Raw genomic sequence first — 19,633 nt, forward strand, 5'->3', positions numbered from 1 at the left:
TTATTTGTCGCGCAGGATGATGTAGTTCGCTAGCGCTTCCAGTGCTGTGGTATCCAGTGATTGCGCGGCCAGTTCGGTAAGAGACTGACGGGCATCGGCAATAAGGTCACTGGCTTTAGTCCGGGCTTGCTCAAGGCCCAGTAGTGCAGGATAGGTGCTCTTGCCGAGCTGCTGGTCGGCACCCTGGCGTTTTCCGAGGGTCGCAGTATCGCCCACCACATCCAGAATGTCATCCTGAACCTGGAACGCGAGGCCGATGCTTTCGGCATACTTATCCAGTAGCGGCAGCGCCTTGCGGCCCTGTTCACCCGCGCTGAGTGCGCCCAGACGCACGGCGGCGCGGATTAGCGCACCGGTCTTATGGCGGTGGATGCGCTCCAGCATTTCAAGATTAACCTGTTGCCCCTCGGCTTCCAGATCCAGCGCCTGGCCGCCGCACATACCCGCCACGCCGCTGGCGGTTGCCAGCTCGGAGAGCATCGCCAGACGATCGCGATCGGAGACCTCGTGCATCGGCGCATCACTCAGTATAGAAAACGCCAGCGTTTGTAGCGCATCCCCGGCCAGAATGGCGCTCGCCTCACCAAATTTAATATGGCAGGTTGGCTGACCGCGACGCAGGTCGTCATCGTCCATCGCCGGGAGATCGTCATGCATCAGCGAATAGGCGTGAATACACTCGACCGCCGCTGCGGGTGCATCCAGCGTCGCGAGGCTAACGCCGAACATCTGCCCGGTGGCGTACACCAGGAACGGACGCAGACGTTTACCGCCTAATAGTGCGCCATACTGCATGGCATCAACCAGAGGAGTGTTCTGAAACGGCAGTGGTGCAATAAAACGGCGCAGCGCGTCGTTTGCCTGCTCAACGCAGGCATTCAGCTGTTGCGAAAAATCCATTTATTCAGCGTCCGGCGTGAAAGGCTCTAGTGGGGAATCTTCGTTATCGGCCAGCAGGATCTGCACGCGTTGTTCCGCCTGTTGCAGCTTGGTCTGCCCCTGACGTGCTAGCTGCACGCCACGTTCGAATTCGTTCAGCGCCTCTTCCAGAGGAAGGGAGCCGCTTTCCAGACGGTTAACAATTTGCTCCAGCTCGGTTAAAGCGGTCTCGAAACTGGCCGGGGCTTCGTTTTTCTTTGGCATAGTGAATGTTTGGCTCTTGTTATGTCGCGACTGCGTCTATGGTAACGGAGTCTGGGTGTGAAGCAAATAACACGCAATGGTAAGCGGGATGATGGTATACTCCGCGTCCTGGACGCAGGTGCCCTCGCTATGAAACGGTACGCTGTGATACATCTTTTTGCCTAAAGCCCCGTCGGGCTTGCCAACGAACCATTGCCGCCATGAAGTTTATCATTAAATTGTTCCCGGAAATCACCATCAAAAGCCAAACTGTGCGTTTGCGCTTTATTAAAATTTTAACCGGGAATATTCGTAACGTTCTTAAAAACTACGATGAAACGCTTGCCGTCGTTCGCCATTGGGACCACATCGAAGTGCGTTCTAAAGATGAAGACAAACGTCTGGTGCTTCGCGACGCGCTGACCCGTATTCCGGGTATCCACCATATTCTGGAAGTCGAAGACGTTCCGTTTACCTCGCTGCACAATATTTTTGAGCAGACGCTGCCGCTGTGGCGTGAAGCGCTGGAAGGTAAATCTTTCTGCGTACGCGTTAAGCGTCGTGGTAAGCACGAATTCACGTCAATTGAAGTGGAGCGTTACGTTGGCGGCGGCCTGAATCAGCACATCGAGACGGCGCGCGTGAAGCTGACTAACCCAGACGTGACCGTTAACCTCGAAATCGAGAACGACCGTCTGCTGCTGGTGAAAGGGCGCTACGAAGGCATTGGCGGCTTCCCGATTGGTACTCAGGAAGACGTGCTGTCGCTGATTTCCGGCGGCTTCGACTCCGGTGTGTCCAGCTATATGCTGATGCGTCGCGGCTGTCGCGTGCACTACTGTTTCTTCAACCTCGGCGGCGCGGCTCATGAAATCGGCGTTCGTCAGGTTGCGCATTACCTGTGGAACCGTTTCGGTAGCTCACACCGCGTGCGTTTCGTGGCGATCAACTTCGAGCCGGTGGTTGGCGAAATTCTTGAGAAAGTGGAAGACGGCCAGATGGGCGTCGTGCTGAAGCGCATGATGGTCCGTGCGGCATCGCAAGTGGCTGAGCGCTACGGCGTACAGGCGCTGGTGACTGGTGAAGCGCTGGGTCAGGTGTCCAGCCAGACGCTGACCAACCTGCGTCTGATTGATAACGTCTCTGACACCCTGATCCTGCGTCCACTGATTTCTCACGATAAAGAGCACATCATCAACCTGGCGCGTGAAATCGGCACTGAAGACTTTGCCCGCACCATGCCGGAATACTGCGGCGTGATCTCGAAGAGCCCGACTATCAAAGCGGTGAAGGCGAAAATCGAAGCGGAAGAAGCGAACTTCGATTTTGCGATTCTGGATAAAGTGGTTACCGAAGCGAATAACGTCGATATCCGCGAAATCGCGCAGCAGACCCAGCAGGACGTGGTGGAAGTTGAAACCGTCAGCGGCTTTAGCGAGAACGACGTGATTCTGGATATCCGCTCCATTGACGAGCAGGATGATAAACCGCTGAAGCTGGAAGGCGTGGAAATCGCCTCTCTGCCGTTCTACAAGCTGAGCACCCAGTTCGGCGACCTCGACCAGAGCAAAACCTACCTGCTGTGGTGCGAGCGCGGCGTGATGAGCCGCCTGCAGGCGCTTTATCTGCGTGAGCAGGGCTTTACCAACGTTAAGGTATACCGCCCATAACTAAAAAAACCGGCCTGGCCGGTTTTTTTATATCAGGTAGCCCGGCCGAGCAGAGCGACGCCGGGTTTTGCACCTACTCTTCGTAGAAGTTATAAATCCCCGCCGCCATCACCAACTGTGACGCAATCTCATACGCTTTTTCACGCCCGACCAGCAGGTCGATAATCTTCAGCCCGAAATCAATCGATGTGCCCGGCCCCTGGCTGGTTAGCAGGTTGACGCGCGGGTCCCAGACCACACGCTTATCCTGCCACTGACCTTCAGGGATTTGGTCTTTCAGCGCCGGGAAACCGGTCATATTGCCGATAGGGAAGAGCTCATGGGGCACCAGCACGGTGGCGGCTGCCGCGCAGATAGCGGCGACAATACGCCCGGAGTTGTGAAATTGCCTCACCGTCTCGACCAGCAGAGGGCTATCGCGGAAGCACTCCGCGCCTTTAATACCGCCCGGCAGGATGATGATGTCGAAATCGCCGTCTGCCACTTCGACCAGCGGGGCATCAGCCAGCAGCTTAACGCCGCGGGAGCAGGTAATGGTCAGGTTGCCATCACCGGCGACGCTGGCGGTGGTGACGCTGATCCCGCCACGCACTAACAGATCGATAGTGGTGACGGCTTCCATCTCTTCACTACCAGGAGCGAGGCAAATCAGTGCCGACGCGCTCATATTCACTCTCCTTACGTTTAACCTGTTCATACAGGCGGGTATTTTCCGGCACCGGAATGCCGTGCGCCCGCGCGCGCTTGAGCAGGAAACCGGTGATATAGTCGATTTCCGTATGCCGAAGTGCGCGGATGTCCTGCAGCATGGAGGAGATGTTCTCCGCCGTCAGATCAATCACCTGATTAACATAAAATAACAGACTTTCCGGAGAGGTATGAAATCCTTCCCGCGTCATGGTCATCGCCACTTCATCGCAAATACGCGCCACCTGTTCCTGATGATGACGAAGTTCGCCGTTAGGGCAGTTCATCAGCGCCGTCATCGGGTTAATCACGCAGTTCACGGCGAGCTTACGCCACATGGCGGAGTGAATATTGTCGTGCCAGGCTACGTCCGGCAACACCTCCTGGAGGGTTTCCGCGAGCTGACTGTAGTCGTCATCGTAGCGTTTAGCTGGGCCGATGTGGGTGGTGCCGTTGGCGACGTGAATAATGATATTGCCATCGCGGCGGGCGGCCTGCGTGGTTGCCCCCAGCAGAATCGGCTGGCGCAGGCCGTTAAGCTCCTGCAACGTCCCCATACCGTTATGAATCAGCAAAATGGGCGTCGTTGCCGGAAGCGTCGCCGCCAGGCTTCTGACCGCGTCTGAGACCTGCCAGGCTTTGAGGGTCACCAGCAGCAGATCGCTCTGCGCCAGGAAGTCGGGGTCATTGGCGATAAATGAGTGGTTGAATACGCTACCGTCCAATTCCATCACGTTGACGCTACAGTAGGGCTGAGGTACGCGTAGCCATCCTTGTACTTCAAATCCTTTTTTATGGAGCGCGGTCATCCAGAGCTGGCCTAGCGCACCACATCCCAAAACGGTAATTTTCAAACATCCTCCTTACCACACCAGATGCTGCTGGTATGTCATACTTCACGCGAGCACTCGAATGAGTATAGCGTTATCAACTAAGCTTCCGGGGATAACAAGTTGAGTTATGCCGTGTTGCAGGTATTATGCAACGCAAAAGAAACTAAGGGAGGGGAAAAGATGCCATCTTTCGATATTGTCTCTGAAGTCGATCTTCAGGAAGCGCGTAACGGCGTGGATAACGCAGCCCGTGAGGTTGAATCTCGCTTCGATTTTCGCGGCGTAGAAGCGAAAATTGAGCTTAACGAAGCGAATAAGACCATTAAGGTGTTGAGCGAGTCTGATTTCCAGGTGAACCAGCTGCTGGATATCCTGCGCGCTAAGCTGCTCAAGCGCGGCATCGAAGGCACATCTCTTGATGTACCGGAAGAGTTCGTCCACAGCGGCAAAACCTGGTTTGTGGAAGCGAAGCTGAAGCAGGGTATTGAAAGCGCGATTCAGAAGAAAATCGTTAAGCTTATCAAAGACAACAAGCTGAAGGTGCAGGCGCAGATTCAGGGCGAAGAGATTCGTGTAACCGGGAAATCCCGCGACGATCTGCAGGCCGCGATGGCGCTGGTGCGCGGCGGCGACCTCGGTCAGCCGTTCCAGTTTAAAAACTTCCGCGACTAACCGTGAAAGTACTGCCCGCACGCTGCTGCGGGCAGTTTCGTCTTACCTGGCGGCTATCGCCTGCTCAACCTCAAAGCGGTTTGTCACTTTGCTGTCAATTTTGATGTAGGCAGAGTGCTCCTGCGCCACCACCAATACTTCTTTCACGCCATCGGTTGCCAGCAGGCGCTCGCGCAGTGCGTCATCGGCATCAATATCATCCGGGATCTGCACGCGCAGGCTGCTAACGTACGGCGGCTCCTGCATCGTCATCGAAACCAGTAGCCAGACCGTTGCCAGTAGTGCACCGGCGAGGAATACCGTTTGTGAGTCGAACAGGCCGTCAATCCAGCCTCCTAGTGAGCCGCCGATAGCGACGCCGAGGAACTGGCTGGTGGAGTAAATCCCCATCGCCGTACCTTTGTAGCCTGCCGGGGCTTCTTTGCTGATAAGCGAAGGCAGCAGCGCTTCCATCAGGTTAAACGCAAGGAAGAAAATCTGTACGCCAGCGACCAGTTCCCAGAAGTAGGTACCGGAGCCCCACAGCACGATTTCGGCAATCAGCAGCAGGGCGATACACAGCACGAACACCCGCTTCATGCGGCGCTTCACTTCGGCGTAGATGATAAAAGGCACAACCGCGACAAACGAGACGACCATGGTCACCAGGTAGATTTTCCAGTGCTCGGAAGCCGGGAAGCCTGCGGACTCTAGTTGGCCAGGCAGCGCCACGAAGGTCGACATCAGCAGGATGTGCAGACACATGATGCCGAAGTTCAGCTTCAGCAGCTTCGGCTCCATCAGCACTTTGCTAAAGCAGCCTTTGACCATCCCTGATTCGCGGTTGAGCACGTGGTTTTTGCTGTCCGGCACCACCCAAAGGGTAAGCAGGATGCCCAGCGTCGCCAGCCCGGCAATCATCCAGAACAACGCGTGCAGGCCGAGCTTGTGGGTGATAATCGGGCCCAGCACCATCGCAATGGCAAAGGTAACGCCAAAGCTGACGCCGATAAACGCCATCGCCTTGGTGCGGTTTTGTTCACGGGTCAGGTCGGAAAGCAGCGCCATGACCGCAGCGGCAATCGCGCCCGAGCCCTGCAGCGCGCGGCCGAGAATAATGCCCCAGATAGAATCCGACATCGCCGCAATCACGCTGCCAAGGACGAAAATGGCCAGCCCGCCGACAATCAGCGGTTTGCGGCCAATGCGATCGGAGATAAGGCCAAAGGGAATCTGGAAAACGGCCTGCGCCAGTCCGTAAATACCGATCGCCAGGCCAATCAGCGCTTCGCTTGCGCCCTGTAATGCCATGCCGTATGTGGTCAGAACCGGGAGGACCATAAACATGCCGAGCATACGCAAAGAAAATACGGTCCCTAAACCCCAGGTGGCGCGTAACTCACCCGGCGTCATTTTGTAATCGTTCATTCCCACCTCTATATAAAAGCTGGGAGTAGTGTAGTGCGGGGAGAGGGCAGGGTAAACAGACGCTTAATTAACAAATATTACATTATTGAATCATTTGTGCGGAATAGAGACAGAAACAATCACCCGGCGGCACCAGGGCCGCCGGAGTTAAAGCCTGGTCAGGCGGCTTTCTGCGATATCTGGCGAATGGCGTCGATCACTTTCAGTGAACGCAAAGCATCTGCCGCATCAATGATTGGCTCGGCCTCACCGGCGATCACCTGCAGGAAATGGCGCAATTGCAGGATAAAGGGATCGATAGGCTCGACGGCGAGCGTCTCCTGCAGCAGCGGCGCATGCCAGCCGCTTTGTTCACCGTAGCGCCACCAGCGCATTTGCGGAATGGCCAGCGCCCCTTTGCTGCCGGAAATCAGGTAGCAGTTTTCTGGGGTATGGGCGTAAATCGCATTCTCTGCTGAATTCATCTCCCAGCTCCACGGGCTGACGCCGCAGTCGCTGAGCACCGCGCTGCCGAGTGCTCCGCAAGCAAAGCGCAGGTTGACTACGGCACTGTCTTCGTTGGCGAAACCGCGCCCGGCGTTGCTGGTCATCGCCTGCACTTCCTCAATTTCCCCAGAAGATAGCGCAGCAGATCGATATCGTGCACCAGATTCACCAGCAGCGGCCCGGCACCCGGTTCACGACGCCAGGCAACGTCGAAATAGTCATCGGGCTTTTGCAGGATCCAGTGCGCCGAGACCGCCACAATGTTGCCCAGCTCACCGCTGTCGATAAGCGACTTTGCCGCCGCCGTTAGCGCGTTGTGCCGCCGGTGGTGGCCTACCAAAACGGGAACGCCATGCTGCGCCGCGGCGTCGACCAGCGCTTGTGCGCGTTCTGGCGATTCGGCGACCGGTTTTTCTACCAGCACCGGAATACCGCGCTCGACGCAGGCAATAGCGCACGGCACGTGCAGGGTGTTTGGCGTGGCGTTAATCACTCCTTGCGGATTGACCTGATCCAGCATGTCGTTGATATCGGCATACCACGCGATGCCCAGCGATGCCGCCAGCGCCTGAGCCTGCGGTGACGGATCGGCCAGCGCGACCAGCTCCGCCTCTGGTGTCAGCTGAATGACCTCAATATGCTTGCGGCCGATAGCGCCCGCGCCGATGATGGCAAGACGGATGCGATTCATGATGGGCTCCTCAGGGTGGTCGTGACGGGTGGTTTCGCGTTAGTCGGGCTTGCCGCCCAGTAGCCTTTGGCGGCCAGACCGATGACGGTCAGCGCTGCGGGAATGCCGAGGATCAGGAACACCGATTTAAAATCGAGCCCCAGCGCCAGCATTTCCGCACCGGCAAAGGCGCTAAGAATGGCACCGATTCGCCCGACACCGTGCATCCAGCTTGAACCGGTCGCACGAGCCTGGGTGGGGTAGAAACGGGCGGAAAGGGCGTTCATTCCGGTATTTGCACCGTTAAGGCAGGCGCCGCTGACAAACGCCAGCAGACAAAGCAGCGGGAAGTTCACCCCCGCGTAGCCAATCGCCATGGTGAACAGACCGCCCACGGCGAAGATAAACCCCAGCGCCCGGTGCGGATCGATACGGTCCATCAACCAGCCCGCGAACAACGAACCAACGGTGCCGCCAGCCTGGTAAATCGCGGTCATTATCGCTGCCTGGCTGACGGTCAGACCTATCTCTTTCACTAGCGTCGGTAACCAACTGCCGAGGATATAGACCAGAAACAGCCCCATAAAATAGACCAACCAAAGCATCAACGAACCGAACAGATATTCGCGTGACAGCACAATGCGCATGGCGCTGCTCTTAATGGGTTGCTGGGGCAGAATAAAACTGACATTTTCACTGATCTGGCCGGGGAAAAAACGCTGAAGGATGGCGTGTATTCGCGCGGCGGGAGCCTGCTTAATCACCAGGAAGCGCGCCGATTCCGGCAGTTTCCAGATAAGTACCGGTGCGAATAACAGCGGCAGCACACCGCCCAGCGCCATCAGTGAGTGCCAGCCAAACTCAGGAATAAGCCACGAGGCGGCAAACCCGCCGATAGCCGCGCCAAAGGTAAAGCCGCAGAAGATAACGGTGATGATAAACGAGCGCTGGCGCTCAGGGGCGTACACCGAAACCAGCGTGCTCATATTGGGCATTGCAGCACCCAGCCCTAAACCGGTCATAAAGCGGAAAAAGATCATCTGTTCGATGTTCTGGGAGAACGCCGTGGCGATGGTCCAGAATCCGAAGAAGAAGACGCTGTTGATGATGATTTTTTTGCGCCCCAACCAGTCGGCAAGCGGGCCGGAGAAGAGTGCGCCGAGCGCAAGGCCAATCAGCGCCGTGCTAATAACAAAGCCGAGTTCATGGTTACTGACGCCCCATTCCTGCTTCAGCGTTGGGGCAATAAAACCCATAATGGCGATATCAAAACCGTCCAGCGCAATGACGCAAAAACCGAGAAAAATAACCAGTTTCTGGTAGCGGCTGAGCGGGTTGGTGTTAATTAATTCTCTGACATCCAGGCGTTGTGTCTGTGACATGGCAAGCTCCTGTTTACAGGAAGGATTGTGCAGCGTTAAACAGCAGCTGGGCGCGTTGTTGTGCCGGAAGTGCTCCCTGAGCGCCGGCCAGCGGCACTTCTACCGAGACGGGAATGGTCGGCGGGAGCGCCGCAAGCAGGCTGCGAAGATCCAGCTCACCTTCTCCTGGAACCTGTCGCGCGCAGCGGGCCTGGTAAATCAGCTCCTGAGTCTCCGTCGGTATCCGCCCCGGAGCATCGCAGAGCTGCATATAGTTCAGTTGCTCTGGTGCGAGCGCACTGAGTGCCTCTAACGACTCGCCTGCTCGCCAGAAGTGAATGGCATCTACCAGAATGCCGACGTTGCGCTGCCCGCTGGCGGCAATCAACTTTTGCGCGCTGGCAAGCGTGGGCAGATGGGTCCACGGCATCGGCTCCAGGTTCATGGTCAAGCCGTAGGCTTCCCCCGCCTGTGCCAGTGTCGCCAGGTTCTCCGCGCAGCGAGGAAGGTTATCGTCATTACCGGCAACCAGCACCTGCTGGGCTTCCAGGCGGGCAGCGGTTTCGAGGAACGGACGCAGCGCATCAAGGCTGAAATCCGGCGTCAGGCGCACAATCTCCACGTCGGAGACGCGAATACCAGTATCGCGGAGCGCAGCCAGCGTTTCGCGTACCGTATGCGTATCGCCAAGCATGTCGTAATCGGGGTCGTCTGGCGTCGCGGGCAACAGGCGAATGCCAACGTGGCTGTAGCCGGTGAGCGCGGCGATGCGCACCTGTTCCGGCGGTGAAACGTCCAGCACGGTTAGTGCTGCAAGGGAGAGAGAACGCCTATTCATACAGACTCCAGTACAGTTGCAGGTGAGGTTTGTTGTTATGTTTGGCGCCTTTCCCTGGCTAAATGCGTATTTTTAAGATGTTATTTTTGCGGACAGATTTTTCCCCACCAGGTAACCAAAGGTCATGGCGGGGCCCAGCGTGATGCCGCCGCTGGGGTAGAACCCCTGCATCACGCTCGACATATCGTTACCCACGGCGAACAAGCCGGGGATGGGATGTTGCTCGGCATCCAGAACGCGCGCTTGTTCGTCGGTTTTCAGTCCGCTGAATGATCCCAGCGAGCCGGGCAGAATGCGTACCGCGAAGTAAGGCGCCTGTGTTAGCTCGCCCAGCGTCGGGCTGGGCTGGTGGCTGGCATCACCCTGCGCACAGTTATAGGCCGATGCGCCGCGCTGGAAGTCGTCATCGCGCTCCTGTCGGGCGAAGCCATTAAAGCGTTCGACGGTATCGCTAAGCACGGAACCGTCAATGCCGCATTGCTGTGCCAGCGCTTCCAGCGTGTCGGCGCTTTGCAGATAGCCGGTTCGCAGCCAGGCCTTCACCGGGAACGGCGTGGGGCGGGCGTGACCCAGGCCGTAGCGGTGCAGTGCGCGGCTATCGGCAATCAACCAGGCCACCGGTTTTTCGCCTTTTGGCGTGGCGTCCAGCAGCGCGGCGATAAAGTCGTGGTAGGAGTCGGCCTCATTGACGAAACGCTTGCCGTTACTGCGTACCGCGAGAAACCCCGGTTTAGCACGCTCAACAAGGTGCGGAAACGCCAGCTGTAGCCCGCTGGAAAGCGAGACGCGGGAGACCGGCGCCCACGCCATCGGGTGCTTAAGCGAGCCGTCAAACTGACCGCCTGCGGTTTCGCCAAGGCGAATGCCATCGCCCTGATTTCCTGGTGGCGCGGCGGAGAAGTGGCCGTAGCCCTGCGCTGCGTGCGGAACCTGCTCGGCCAGTCGCTGTTTATCATGCGGAAAACCGCCGCAGGCCAGTACCACCGCACGGGCCGTAACCTGGATCTCGCCATCATCGCTACTAAGAATGGCGCCGGTCACGCCGTGGGCATCCCTTAATAAACGAGTGACCGGGGCGTTGAGTTGGAAACTCACGTTAGCGTCGAGCGCTGAGCGCAGAAGACGCGCGACCAGCGCGTTGCCGTTGACCAGATGGCGGCCGCGTCCGTGGCGCAGGCGTTGCCAGCCGTGACGCGCCAGGCGACGAGCGGCGTACAGCGCCGAACGCGGTGAGCGCGTCGCGTTAAAGAAGTGCGCCATATCCGTACCGCCCGCAATGCCCATGCCGGCAAGGCTGATGGTCTCCAGCGGTGGACGCAGGCGGTGAAGCCAGTCACCTAGTCCGCGGGCATCGTACGGTTGGGCGGTGACGGAGCGACCACCGGTGGCAAAGCCTGTGTTGTTATGAAAGTCAGGCATTTTGCTACCGGACAGAAACTGCACGGCGGTGTTTTGCCGGAAAAAATTCACCATTTCCGGGCCGTAGCGTAAAAAGGTGCGCAGGCGTGCATCGGCAGGAAGGCCTTCCATCTCGGACTGCAGATAGCTCAGCGGGGCGGCATCGTCTTCTACGATGCCTTCCTCACGGGCCAGCGGGTTTTGCGGGATCCACAGCCAACCGCCCGACCAGGCGCTGGTGCCGCCGATCGTTGACTCTTTTTCGGCAACCAGCACTCGTGCACCGTGCAGTGCGGCGGTGACGGCGGCAGAAAGCCCAGCGGCGCCGGAGCCAATCACCAGCATATCTACCTCTACATGCCTGCTCATGGGAAACTCCTTATTGCAGCGGCGAGAAATCGGTAGGGCGCATCAGCACCGATTCCAGGCGTTCAACCGCCGCCAGTTCGCGGTTTTTCCGTGAGAAGGTCAGCCAGCGCTCGTCCTGGGACATGCGCGCGCGGCGCACCAGACGGTCGTCCAGACTCTCGTAAGCCCAGATATGCACCACCTGATTGACCACGCCGATTTCAGTAAAGAAAAAGCCAATCAGCTTGCCGAGGTGTTCGGTTTGCACCGCAAAGGCGTCGCTTTTGTACAGCGCCAGCCAGTCGGCCATTTTCAGAGGATTGATGGTGTAGGTGCGTTTTTCGTAGATCATGCTGCTTCTCCTGAAGTGAGTGAGGATGCTTGTGTCATATGCATGGCGGCCAGATAGCCGAAGGTGAGCGCTGGGCCGAGGGTGATGCCTGGGCCGGGGTAGGTGCCCGCCATCATCGAATCCATATCGTTACCGACCGCATACAGACCGCCAATAGGCTGGCCTTGCTGGTTGATGACCTGCGCGTCGGCGGTAGTGACCAGCCCGCGTGAAGTGCCTAAGTCACCGGTAAAGAGCTTGATGGCATAGAACGGTGCGCTTAACAGCGGCGCGTTGCAGGCGTTCGGACTGTGCGCCGCATCGCCCATCGCGCGGTTATAGCTGTTACCGCCTTTATGAAATTCCGGATCGCTGCCGCTTGCTGCATGCTGGTTGTAGCGGGAAACGGTGTGCTCAAGCTGCTGCGGGTCTATACCTAACTGCTGCGCCAGTTCGCTCAGACTTTCGGCCTGATGCAGATAACCGGCGTTCACCAACGCGTCGTTGTTAACCGGCGCCGGGCGCGCCAGCCCCAGGCCATAGCGCTTCATCGCCCGGGCATCGCACAACAGGTAGCATGGGGCGTTTTCCGGCTGCTGCTGCATGGCGCTGGCGAAATGGTGGTAAGAGTTTGATTCGTTGACGAAGCGTACGCCGCGTTGGTTAACCGCGATCACCCCCGGTTTGGCACGGTCGGTCACCAGGTGCGGGAAGCGCTCCTCGCTGCCGTCCGGACGTCGCAGTACGGAGACCGGAGCCCAGAAAAAGTTCGACGGTAGATCTGCGCCTTGTCGAGCATCAACGCCAAGTCCCAACTGGAATGCTGCGCCGTCGTTGGTGGCGGGAGACATGGTGTAGTGCTGCTGCGTCGCCGGGCGAAACTGGGGAGCGATGCGCCCGGCGGCAAACCCTCCGGCGGCAAGTACGACGCCACGACGAGCGTGTAATGGCAGCGTTTGGCCATCGCGTTCGATTTCAACCCCGGTCACTCGACCGTTCTGTTCGACCAGCGATTTCACCGTCACGTTAAGTTCCAGCTCCATCCCTTTACGCAGCGCCAGCGTTGCCATGCGGGCAATCAGCGCGTTGCCCATCGCCAGACGGGTTCCTCGGTGATGCCGCAGACGGTCCCGCCCGTAACGGAGTAGTAGCCTGGTGCAGTGACGGAACGAACGCCACGAGCGGCGCATATCGAGGAAGTGCTGAATATCGACGCGGTTTACCATCATGCCGCCAAACAGCAGCATCCCCGGCGGCGGCGAACGCAGGGTGGTAAAGTGTTGGCCCAGCTCGCGGCCATCATATTCTACCACTTCCAGCGCGCGGCCAACGTCCACACCGCCAGGTTCATCCGGATAGTAGTCCGGCGACAGCGGGCGCAGGCTGTATTTCACCGCGCCTTCCTGTTCGAGAAAGGCCAGCGCTTCGCGCCCGGCATGAACGAAGGCGTCAACCATGTCTGGGCGGTAGTTCGCTTCGCCAATGATGGTGCGCAGGTAGGTTTTTATTGCCTCCGGCGAGCCGCTTTTTCCAAGACGACGGGCCTGGTCGGTGTCGTTAATCCACACCGCGCCGCCGGAGATTGCTGATGTCCCGCCAAAATGCGGGGCCTTTTCCAGCATCAGTACCGAGAGACCTTTGCAGCAGGCGGTAACGGCGGCGGCAAAACCCGCCGCGCCGCTGCCAATCACGATCACATCCCAGCTTTTCATGCTGCGGCCTCGTCTGGTTGTTCAATAGCACCGATGAATTGCCCCATCAGCTGCATCTGCGCCAGCGCCATTTCCGGGCCGGTTTGTGTACGGCAACCACGCGCATTGGCAAAGGCCAGCAGCGGGGTGATAACCGGCGCGGTGACGACGTCGGCGACGTGAGTGGCCGCCGTTAATGTCTCCAGCAGATTTTGACTTAGCGGCAGTGCGTCGAAGCCCGCCATGCCAGCGGGAGAGCCGTTGACCAGCAGATCAATCTCCGAGAGCGAGTCGGGAAGGGGAGTGATATGCACGGTAGGGAAATGGGTGGCTAAACGGTTTTCCAGACGCTGACGACTGGCGTCATCGCGGTCATACAGTGCGAGATGGCTGATACCCGCTTCGCACAGTCCCCAGGCGATAGCGCTGCCGACGCCGCCACAACCGGAAAGCAGGGCGCGTTTACCCGCAGGGTTAAAACCGTGAGCTTCTGCCGCGCGCTGGAAACCCACGCCGTCCAGCATGTCACCCTCTAAACGGCCGTCTGCCAGCTTGCGCACCACGTTAACGGCGTTGAGATGGCGAGCGCGGGACGTGAGGGTATCAAGCAGACCGGCCACGCGCTGTTTATGCGGTACGGTAACCAGAATGCCGCTCATATTCTGCCAACCGCGCAGGGCATTCAGGTAATCGGCGACGGCTTCCGGCACGATATCGACCGGGATCATCACCTTGTCCATGCCCTGAGTGGCAAAGTAGTGGTTAAAGTTGTCCGGTGATTTCACCTGGGTAATGGGATGCCCGATAACGGCGACGACCTGAGTAAATCCGCTGACCATTGCTCACCTCGTTTGTTAATAAACTGTTGCTTGAGTATTTCAATGGAAGCAGTGAGCGACAACGCAGAATTCGGACAGGTTGGTTGTTAATCGCACCGGCAGTGCGATAATCGCAGTAATCGACTCCCTCTGTTGCAAAAGTGTGAACAGCTATGCAAAACGAGATTCATCAGCGCGATTTGATCGTCGGGTTGCAAAAAGGGCTGGCGTTGATCCAGCTTTTTTCGAAGGCGAACCCGCGGCTGACGGTGCCGCAGGCGGCGAAAATGAGCGGGTTGACGCAGAGCGCCGCCCGTCGATTTTTCCTGACGCTGGTGCATGACGGCTATCTGGATACCGACGGGCGCTACTACTGGCTGATGGCGAAGACGCTGCGCCTGGGGCAGGCTTATGTTGATTCCGCACAGTTTCCGCGCATGGTGCGGCCTATCGTGGAGTACGTGGCTAGCCGCAGCGAAGAACACGCGTCAGTTGGGGTGATTGATGACAACGAGCTGGTGTATATCGCCCGCAGCAAACACACGCCGTTTAACTCAACCTCTGTGCGATTGGGTGAGCGGGTGCCTATTCACTGCACAGCAGGCGGCAGGTTATGGCTGGCTTCGTTGCCGGAAGCGGAGTGTGAAGCGGTACTGCAGCGCGTGACCCGCGAGCAGCGAACGCCTTACACGGTGACGGATGTACCAACATTGATGGAGCGTATCGCGCAGGTACGCCGTCAGGGATACGCCTCTATTGAGCAGGAGTTTGAGATAGGCATGCTGGTGATAGCCGTACCGCTTGCTGATAGGGAAGGGCTGTACTGGGGGGCGTTGAGTTTGACCAGTCACCAGTCGCGCACCTCGCTGGAGGCGCTGTGCCGGGATCATCTGGATCTGCTGTATAGCGCCCAGGCGATGCTGGTGGGCTAGTCAGGTGAAAAAATTGGGTGCGTTGAGAGTACCTGGCAACATCAGGAGTGGCGGGGATGACTCCCCGCCGGTCTCTTACTTAACAGATTCGTAGGCTGTGAAGACGGCGACCTCCGTATGCCCGCTACGGATACGGACCGCGCAAAGATCTTTGCGCGTAACCAGTACCGACATCACAACGGTAATACAGAGGACAATCAGGGCAACAATCACTACCTTGTTCCGTTTCATAGGCTACTTCTCCTTGACCCGAAGGTCGGTAAGAGGCTAACCTAATGCTGTTGTGTATTAGGGGCCTCAGATTAATGTTAAGCGTCTTGCCGGACGCTGAATGTTATCTGGGGCTTTTGTCTATCTGCCTTTCACATTATGCTCAAGACAAACAGTCTCAAGCACCCGCCGCGATTCTATACCTCTTCTCCTCGAATGAACTGCCTAAACGCTGACCTCGCCGCTATTTAGGAAAACATCAATATTGGGCGCTTTTCTTCAGGCAATAAAAAACCCCGCCGAAGCGAGGTTTTTTCAAACGGTGTCTCTTTACCAGACGTAAGTCAGCAGGTTCTGAGAATTCGGCACCATAAAATCAACGGACATCATCACGGAGAGCGCGGTAATGGCGATGATGGAGAAGCCGAACAGCTTGCGCGCCCAGACCTTATCATCTTCCACTTTGTAACCGCGCAGCGCCATGCCAAGCCACCAGACGCTCACTGCGGCGGCAACGATCAGGTATTTATACCCAGCGTAGCCGCCCAGGGAGAGCATCAATGTGGCCAGAGCAAACGCCACGATGTACAGCGTGATGTGGTTTTTCGCCACTGCAATGCCTTTCACCACCGGAAGAACCGGAATGTTCGCTGCCTGATAATCCTTGAAGCGGAAAATCGCGATAGCGTAGGAGTGAGGCATCTGCCACAGGCTGAAGATCGCCAGCAGAATCAGTGCGCCGCTGTCGAAATCACCGGTCACTGCGCAGTAGCCAATCACCGGCGGCGCAGCGCCGGAGAGTGAACCAATCAGCGTGCCGTAAACGGAGTGGCGTTTCATGTACAGGCTGTAAACGCCGACATAAACCACAAACCCCATTACCCCCAGCCAGCAGGCGAGGGGATTGGCGCCGAACCACAGCAGCATGAAGCCAGCGAGACCCAGCAAGGTGGCGTAGACCAGTGACGTTTTTGGCGCAATCAGTCCCTTAACCAGCACTCGGTTCTTCGTTCGCTCCATCTTACGGTCGATGTCACGATCGATATAGTTGTTGAAAACACAACCCGAGGCGACCACCAGGGACACGCCGATCAACGTCCAGGCGAACAGCGGATAGTCGATGTGACCTTTGGAGGCCAGCAGGAAACCGCCGATCACGGAGATCAGGTTGCCAAAAATGATGCCAGGCTTCGTTACTTGCAGGTATCGCTTAAACATACTCGCCGCTCTTAGTGAACCATCATGTTGTAGTTCAGGTTCCACATAATCCAGATGGAGCCCACCACCACGATGGCAATGATTATCACGGTAAAGACAAACGCGGTCAGGTTCCAGCCTTCGTCAGACTTGCTGTTCATGTGCAGGAAGTACACCAGGTGCACCACAATCTGCACGACAGCGGTGACCAGAATGGTCCCCAGAATCGCCGCATGCGACGCGCTGCCGGTCATCACCATCCAGAACGGGATCACCGTCAGGATGATAGACAGGATGAAACCTGTCATGTACGACTTCACGCTGCCGTGGGATGCGCCGCTGTGATCGTTAGAATGACTCATTACATTGCCCCCATCAGGTAAACAACGGAGAACACACAGATCCACACTACGTCCAGGAAGTGCCAGAACAGGCTCAGGCACAGGATACGAGTACGGTTAGTGCTGGTCAGGCCGCGGCGGGAAATCTGCACCATCAGCACGGCCATCCAGATAAGACCGGAGGTGACGTGCAGACCGTGAGTCCCTACCAGTGCGAAGAACGCTGACAGGAAGCCGCTGCGATCCGGGCCCATACCTTCAACAATCAGGTGATGGAATTCATAGATTTCCATCGCGATGAACCCTGCACCAAAGAGGAAGGTCAGGGCGAGCCAGGAAACAACCTGGCTCTTGTTGTTTTTGTACATGGCGATAGCCGCCATGCCGTAGGTGATGGAGCTGAACAGCAGCAGTGCGGTTTCAACCAGAACGAACGGCAGCTCGAAGATATCTTTACCTGCCGGGCCGCCAGCCGTGCCGTTCACCAGAACGGCATAGGTAGCGAACAGGGTGGCGAAGATGATGCAGTCGCTCATCAGGTAGATCCAGAAGCCGAAGATCTTCATCGGCCCTGTATCGTGGTGCCCGTGTTCGTGCGCGTGGGCGTTATGCGCCAGAGTATCAGTTGCCATTTTTCAGCCCTGCCTTAGAAATCTCATCGAAATGCTGATTTTCCAGTTTTTCGACTTCTGCAACCGGCACGTAGTAATCCACGTCCTCGTCAAAGCTTTTGATAATCCAGGTAATCACGATGCCTGCGAAGCCGACAATCGCCAACCACCAGATATGCCAGATCATGGCGAAACCAAAGATGGTTGCGAAGGCGGCAATCACAATGCCCGCGCCGCTGTTTTTCGGCATATGAATTTCTTCATAGTGAGCCGGCTGCTTGTACGCTTCACCTTTCTCTTTCATTTCCCAGAATGCATCGCGTTCGTGAATCTGCGGCACAATGGCAAAGTTGTAGAACGGAGGAGGAGAAGAGGTTGCCCACTCCAGCGTACGGCCGCCCCATGGGTCACCGGTCAGGTCGCGGTTCTGCTCGCGGTCGCGAATAGAGACGTAGAACTGAATCAGCTGGCACAGGATACCGCAGGCAATCAGCGCCGCACCGCATGCTGCAACAACCAGCATTGGGTGGAACTGCGGGTCAATCTGCTGGCTCAGGCGACGGGTCATACCCATGAAGCCCAGCACGTACAGCGGCATGAAGGCGACGAAGAAGCCGATGATCCAGAACCAGAAAGCACGGATGCCCCAGGTTTCGTTCAGCGTGAAGCCAAAGGCTTTCGGCCACCAGTAGGTCAGACCTGCGAAGCAACCAAATACGACGCCGCCGATGATAACGTTATGGAAGTGCGCAATCAGGAACAGGCTGTTGTGCAGCACGAAGTCCGCGCCCGGCACTGCCAGCAGAACGCCGGTCATACCGCCGACCGAGAAGGTCACGATAAAGCCGATGGTCCACATCATTGCTGAGTTGAAGACGATACGCCCCTGATACATGGTGAACAGCCAGTTGAAGATCTTCACCCCGGTAGGGATGGCGATGATCATCGTGGTAATACCGAAGAAGGCGTTTACGTTCGCGCCCGCACCCATGGTGAAGAAGTGGTGCAGCCAAACGATGAACGACAGGATGGTAATACACACGGTCGCCCACACCAGTGAGGTGTAACCGAACAGGCGTTTACGCGAGAAGGTTGCTGCAACTTCAGAGAACACACCGAAGACAGGCAGAACCAGAATGTACACTTCCGGGTGACCCCAGGCCCAAATCAGGTTGATGTACATCATCATGTTGCCGCCCATATCGTTGGTAAAGAAATGGGTGCCCAGATAGCGATCCAGGGTCAGCAGCGCGATGGTAACCGTCAGAATTGGGAAGGAGGCGATAATCAGGATGTTGGCGCACAGAGATGCCCAGGTAAATACCGGCATCTTGAACATCGTCATTCCTGGTGCACGCATCTTGATGATGGTCACGAAGAAGTTAATACCAGTCAGCGTTGTACCAATACCGGAGAGCTGCAGCGCCCAAATCCAGTAATCGACACCTACGCCCGGACTGTACTCTATTCCCGAGAGCGGCGGATAGGCCAGCCAACCGGTCTGAGCAAATTCACCAACGCCCAGGGACAGGTTAACCAGAACCACACCGACAACGGTGAACCAGAAGCTCAGGTTGTTCAGGAATGGGAACGCTACGTCGCGCGCACCGATCTGCAGTGGAACCACCAGGTTCATCAGACCGATAACGAACGGCATCGCCACGAAGAAGATCATGATGACGCCGTGGGCGGTAAAGATCTGGTCGTAGTGATGCGGTGGTAGGAACCCAGCTTCCCCGGCCGAGGCCAGAACCTGCTGGCTACGCATCATCACGGCATCGGCAAAGCCACGCAGCAGCATGACGATAGCAACGATGACATACATGATGCCCAGCTTTTTGTGGTCGACGGAGGTCAGCCACTCGTTCCATAGATAGGACCACTTACCGAAGTAAGTGATGGCCGCCAGGAGAGCGAGTCCCCCGACGATAATGGCAGCCACCGTAACCACGATAATGGGTTCGTGGTAGGGCACTGCATCCAGTGTCAGTTTTCCGAACATCGTATTCT

Annotated in this window: 19 protein-coding genes and 1 pseudogene; 3 read left to right on the plus strand and 17 right to left on the minus strand. The window is 57.3% G+C overall.

Annotated elements, in window-relative coordinates; genetic code table 11:
- Positions 1-900, minus strand: a complete 900-nt coding sequence (ispA, locus tag FHC49_RS10475) for a (2E,6E)-farnesyl diphosphate synthase (RefSeq protein WP_220439708.1) — start codon at positions 898-900, stop codon at positions 1-3.
- The gene (xseB, locus tag FHC49_RS10480; RefSeq protein ID WP_035894270.1) at positions 901-1,143 is read right to left on the minus strand and encodes an exodeoxyribonuclease VII small subunit; all 243 of its coding nucleotides are present in this window, start codon (positions 1,141-1,143) and stop codon (positions 901-903) included. It lies immediately after the preceding gene.
- Between the two features lie 200 nt (positions 1,144-1,343).
- Between xseB and thiI the strand changes: the two genes are divergently transcribed.
- Positions 1,344-2,792 carry a tRNA uracil 4-sulfurtransferase ThiI gene (gene thiI / locus FHC49_RS10485; protein ID WP_220439709.1) on the plus strand — a complete coding sequence of 483 codons (1,449 nt, stop codon included), beginning with the start codon at positions 1,344-1,346 and terminating at the stop codon, positions 2,790-2,792.
- A gap of 73 nt (positions 2,793-2,865) precedes the next feature.
- Here the strand turns inward: thiI and yajL are convergent, their stop codons facing one another.
- Both yajL and panE read right to left on the minus strand, forming a co-directional pair.
- Complete coding sequence (gene yajL / locus FHC49_RS10490; protein ID WP_185667163.1) at positions 2,866-3,459, minus strand: protein deglycase YajL; 594 nt, start codon at positions 3,457-3,459, stop codon at positions 2,866-2,868.
- On the minus strand, positions 3,422-4,333 hold the full coding sequence (gene panE, locus FHC49_RS10495; protein WP_220439710.1) for a 2-dehydropantoate 2-reductase: 912 nt from the start codon (positions 4,331-4,333) through the stop codon (positions 3,422-3,424). Before panE ends, yajL begins: the two co-directional genes overlap by 38 nt.
- A 159-nt stretch (positions 4,334-4,492) precedes the next feature.
- Between panE and FHC49_RS10500 the strand changes: the two genes are divergently transcribed.
- Positions 4,493-4,984 carry a YajQ family cyclic di-GMP-binding protein gene (locus tag FHC49_RS10500; RefSeq protein ID WP_220439711.1) on the plus strand — a complete coding sequence of 164 codons (492 nt, stop codon included), beginning with the start codon at positions 4,493-4,495 and terminating at the stop codon, positions 4,982-4,984.
- A 42-nt stretch (positions 4,985-5,026) separates the two neighbouring features.
- On the opposite strand, the gene FHC49_RS10505 is transcribed toward FHC49_RS10500, so the two are convergent.
- From FHC49_RS10505 to FHC49_RS10540, 8 genes and pseudogenes are all read right to left on the minus strand, one after another.
- Complete coding sequence (locus FHC49_RS10505) at positions 5,027-6,391, minus strand: MFS transporter (protein WP_185667160.1); 1,365 nt, start codon at positions 6,389-6,391, stop codon at positions 5,027-5,029.
- A gap of 158 nt (positions 6,392-6,549) precedes the next feature.
- Positions 6,550-7,568: pseudogene (locus FHC49_RS24690) on the minus strand (Gfo/Idh/MocA family protein).
- On the minus strand, positions 7,565-8,929 hold the full coding sequence (locus FHC49_RS10515) for an aromatic acid/H+ symport family MFS transporter (protein WP_220439712.1): 1,365 nt from the start codon (positions 8,927-8,929) through the stop codon (positions 7,565-7,567). Before FHC49_RS10515 ends, FHC49_RS24690 begins: the two are co-directional and overlap by 4 nt.
- 13 nt (positions 8,930-8,942) lie before the next feature.
- Positions 8,943-9,746, minus strand: a complete 804-nt coding sequence (locus FHC49_RS10520; protein ID WP_220439713.1) for a sugar phosphate isomerase/epimerase — start codon at positions 9,744-9,746, stop codon at positions 8,943-8,945.
- 72 nt (positions 9,747-9,818) lie between these two features.
- Positions 9,819-11,513 (minus strand): FAD-dependent oxidoreductase, encoded by a 1,695-nt coding sequence (locus FHC49_RS10525; RefSeq protein ID WP_220439714.1) that lies wholly within the window; start codon positions 11,511-11,513, stop codon positions 9,819-9,821.
- A 10-nt stretch (positions 11,514-11,523) separates the two neighbouring features.
- Positions 11,524-11,844, minus strand: coding sequence for an NIPSNAP family protein (locus FHC49_RS10530; RefSeq protein WP_035894285.1), 321 nt, complete (start codon positions 11,842-11,844; stop codon positions 11,524-11,526).
- Positions 11,841-13,535, minus strand: a complete 1,695-nt coding sequence (locus FHC49_RS10535; protein ID WP_220439715.1) for an FAD-dependent oxidoreductase — start codon at positions 13,533-13,535, stop codon at positions 11,841-11,843. Before FHC49_RS10535 ends, FHC49_RS10530 begins: the two co-directional genes overlap by 4 nt.
- Complete coding sequence (locus FHC49_RS10540; protein WP_220439716.1) at positions 13,532-14,353, minus strand: shikimate dehydrogenase; 822 nt, start codon at positions 14,351-14,353, stop codon at positions 13,532-13,534. Before FHC49_RS10540 ends, FHC49_RS10535 begins: the two co-directional genes overlap by 4 nt.
- A 152-nt stretch (positions 14,354-14,505) precedes the next feature.
- Between FHC49_RS10540 and FHC49_RS10545 the strand changes: the two genes are divergently transcribed.
- Positions 14,506-15,264 carry an IclR family transcriptional regulator C-terminal domain-containing protein gene (locus FHC49_RS10545; protein ID WP_202216336.1) on the plus strand — a complete coding sequence of 253 codons (759 nt, stop codon included), beginning with the start codon at positions 14,506-14,508 and terminating at the stop codon, positions 15,262-15,264.
- 75 nt (positions 15,265-15,339) lie between these two features.
- On the opposite strand, the gene FHC49_RS10550 is transcribed toward FHC49_RS10545, so the two are convergent.
- The 5 genes from FHC49_RS10550 to cyoB all read right to left on the minus strand — a co-directional run bounded on the left by FHC49_RS10550 (position 15,340) and on the right by cyoB (position 19,625).
- Positions 15,340-15,495 (minus strand): Hok/Gef family protein, encoded by a 156-nt coding sequence (locus FHC49_RS10550; protein ID WP_035894290.1) that lies wholly within the window; start codon positions 15,493-15,495, stop codon positions 15,340-15,342.
- Positions 15,496-15,804: 309 nt separating this feature from the next.
- Positions 15,805-16,692 carry a heme o synthase gene (cyoE, locus tag FHC49_RS10555; protein WP_185667152.1) on the minus strand — a complete coding sequence of 296 codons (888 nt, stop codon included), beginning with the start codon at positions 16,690-16,692 and terminating at the stop codon, positions 15,805-15,807.
- Positions 16,693-16,703: 11 nt separating this feature from the next.
- Positions 16,704-17,033: a cytochrome o ubiquinol oxidase subunit IV gene (locus tag FHC49_RS10560; RefSeq protein ID WP_106927992.1), complete on the minus strand. Its 330-nt coding sequence runs from the start codon at positions 17,031-17,033 to the stop codon at positions 16,704-16,706.
- Positions 17,033-17,644 carry a cytochrome o ubiquinol oxidase subunit III gene (locus FHC49_RS10565; protein WP_035894295.1) on the minus strand — a complete coding sequence of 204 codons (612 nt, stop codon included), beginning with the start codon at positions 17,642-17,644 and terminating at the stop codon, positions 17,033-17,035. The genes FHC49_RS10560 and FHC49_RS10565 overlap by 1 nt, the downstream gene beginning before the upstream one ends.
- On the minus strand, positions 17,634-19,625 hold the full coding sequence (cyoB, locus tag FHC49_RS10570) for a cytochrome o ubiquinol oxidase subunit I (protein ID WP_220439717.1): 1,992 nt from the start codon (positions 19,623-19,625) through the stop codon (positions 17,634-17,636). Before cyoB ends, FHC49_RS10565 begins: the two co-directional genes overlap by 11 nt.
- Between the last annotated feature and the right edge of the window lie 8 nt (positions 19,626-19,633).

This window comes from Kluyvera sp. EC_51 (assembly GCF_019584505.1).
In the GTDB taxonomy this organism is placed as follows: domain Bacteria; phylum Pseudomonadota; class Gammaproteobacteria; order Enterobacterales; family Enterobacteriaceae; genus Kluyvera; species Kluyvera sichuanensis.

Coding starts and splice junctions, on each gene's coding strand:
- ispA (WP_220439708.1), bottom strand. CDS start 900: ATGGATTTTTCGCAACAGCTGAATGCCTGCGTTGAGCAGGCAAACGAC.
- xseB (WP_035894270.1), bottom strand. CDS start 1,143: ATGCCAAAGAAAAACGAAGCCCCGGCCAGTTTCGAGACCGCTTTAACC.
- thiI (WP_220439709.1), top strand. CDS start 1,344: ATGAAGTTTATCATTAAATTGTTCCCGGAAATCACCATCAAAAGCCAA.
- yajL (WP_185667163.1), bottom strand. CDS start 3,459: ATGAGCGCGTCGGCACTGATTTGCCTCGCTCCTGGTAGTGAAGAGATG.
- FHC49_RS10500 (WP_220439711.1), top strand. CDS start 4,493: ATGCCATCTTTCGATATTGTCTCTGAAGTCGATCTTCAGGAAGCGCGT.
- FHC49_RS10505 (WP_185667160.1), bottom strand. CDS start 6,391: ATGAACGATTACAAAATGACGCCGGGTGAGTTACGCGCCACCTGGGGT.
- FHC49_RS10515 (WP_220439712.1), bottom strand. CDS start 8,929: ATGTCACAGACACAACGCCTGGATGTCAGAGAATTAATTAACACCAAC.
- FHC49_RS10520 (WP_220439713.1), bottom strand. CDS start 9,746: ATGAATAGGCGTTCTCTCTCCCTTGCAGCACTAACCGTGCTGGACGTT.
- FHC49_RS10525 (WP_220439714.1), bottom strand. CDS start 11,513: ATGAGCAGGCATGTAGAGGTAGATATGCTGGTGATTGGCTCCGGCGCC.
- FHC49_RS10530 (WP_035894285.1), bottom strand. CDS start 11,844: ATGATCTACGAAAAACGCACCTACACCATCAATCCTCTGAAAATGGCC.
- FHC49_RS10535 (WP_220439715.1), bottom strand. CDS start 13,535: ATGAAAAGCTGGGATGTGATCGTGATTGGCAGCGGCGCGGCGGGTTTT.
- FHC49_RS10540 (WP_220439716.1), bottom strand. CDS start 14,353: ATGGTCAGCGGATTTACTCAGGTCGTCGCCGTTATCGGGCATCCCATT.
- FHC49_RS10545 (WP_202216336.1), top strand. CDS start 14,506: ATGCAAAACGAGATTCATCAGCGCGATTTGATCGTCGGGTTGCAAAAA.
- FHC49_RS10550 (WP_035894290.1), bottom strand. CDS start 15,495: ATGAAACGGAACAAGGTAGTGATTGTTGCCCTGATTGTCCTCTGTATT.
- cyoE (WP_185667152.1), bottom strand. CDS start 16,692: ATGTTTAAGCGATACCTGCAAGTAACGAAGCCTGGCATCATTTTTGGC.
- FHC49_RS10560 (WP_106927992.1), bottom strand. CDS start 17,033: ATGAGTCATTCTAACGATCACAGCGGCGCATCCCACGGCAGCGTGAAG.
- FHC49_RS10565 (WP_035894295.1), bottom strand. CDS start 17,644: ATGGCAACTGATACTCTGGCGCATAACGCCCACGCGCACGAACACGGG.
- cyoB (WP_220439717.1), bottom strand. CDS start 19,625: ATGTTCGGAAAACTGACACTGGATGCAGTGCCCTACCACGAACCCATT.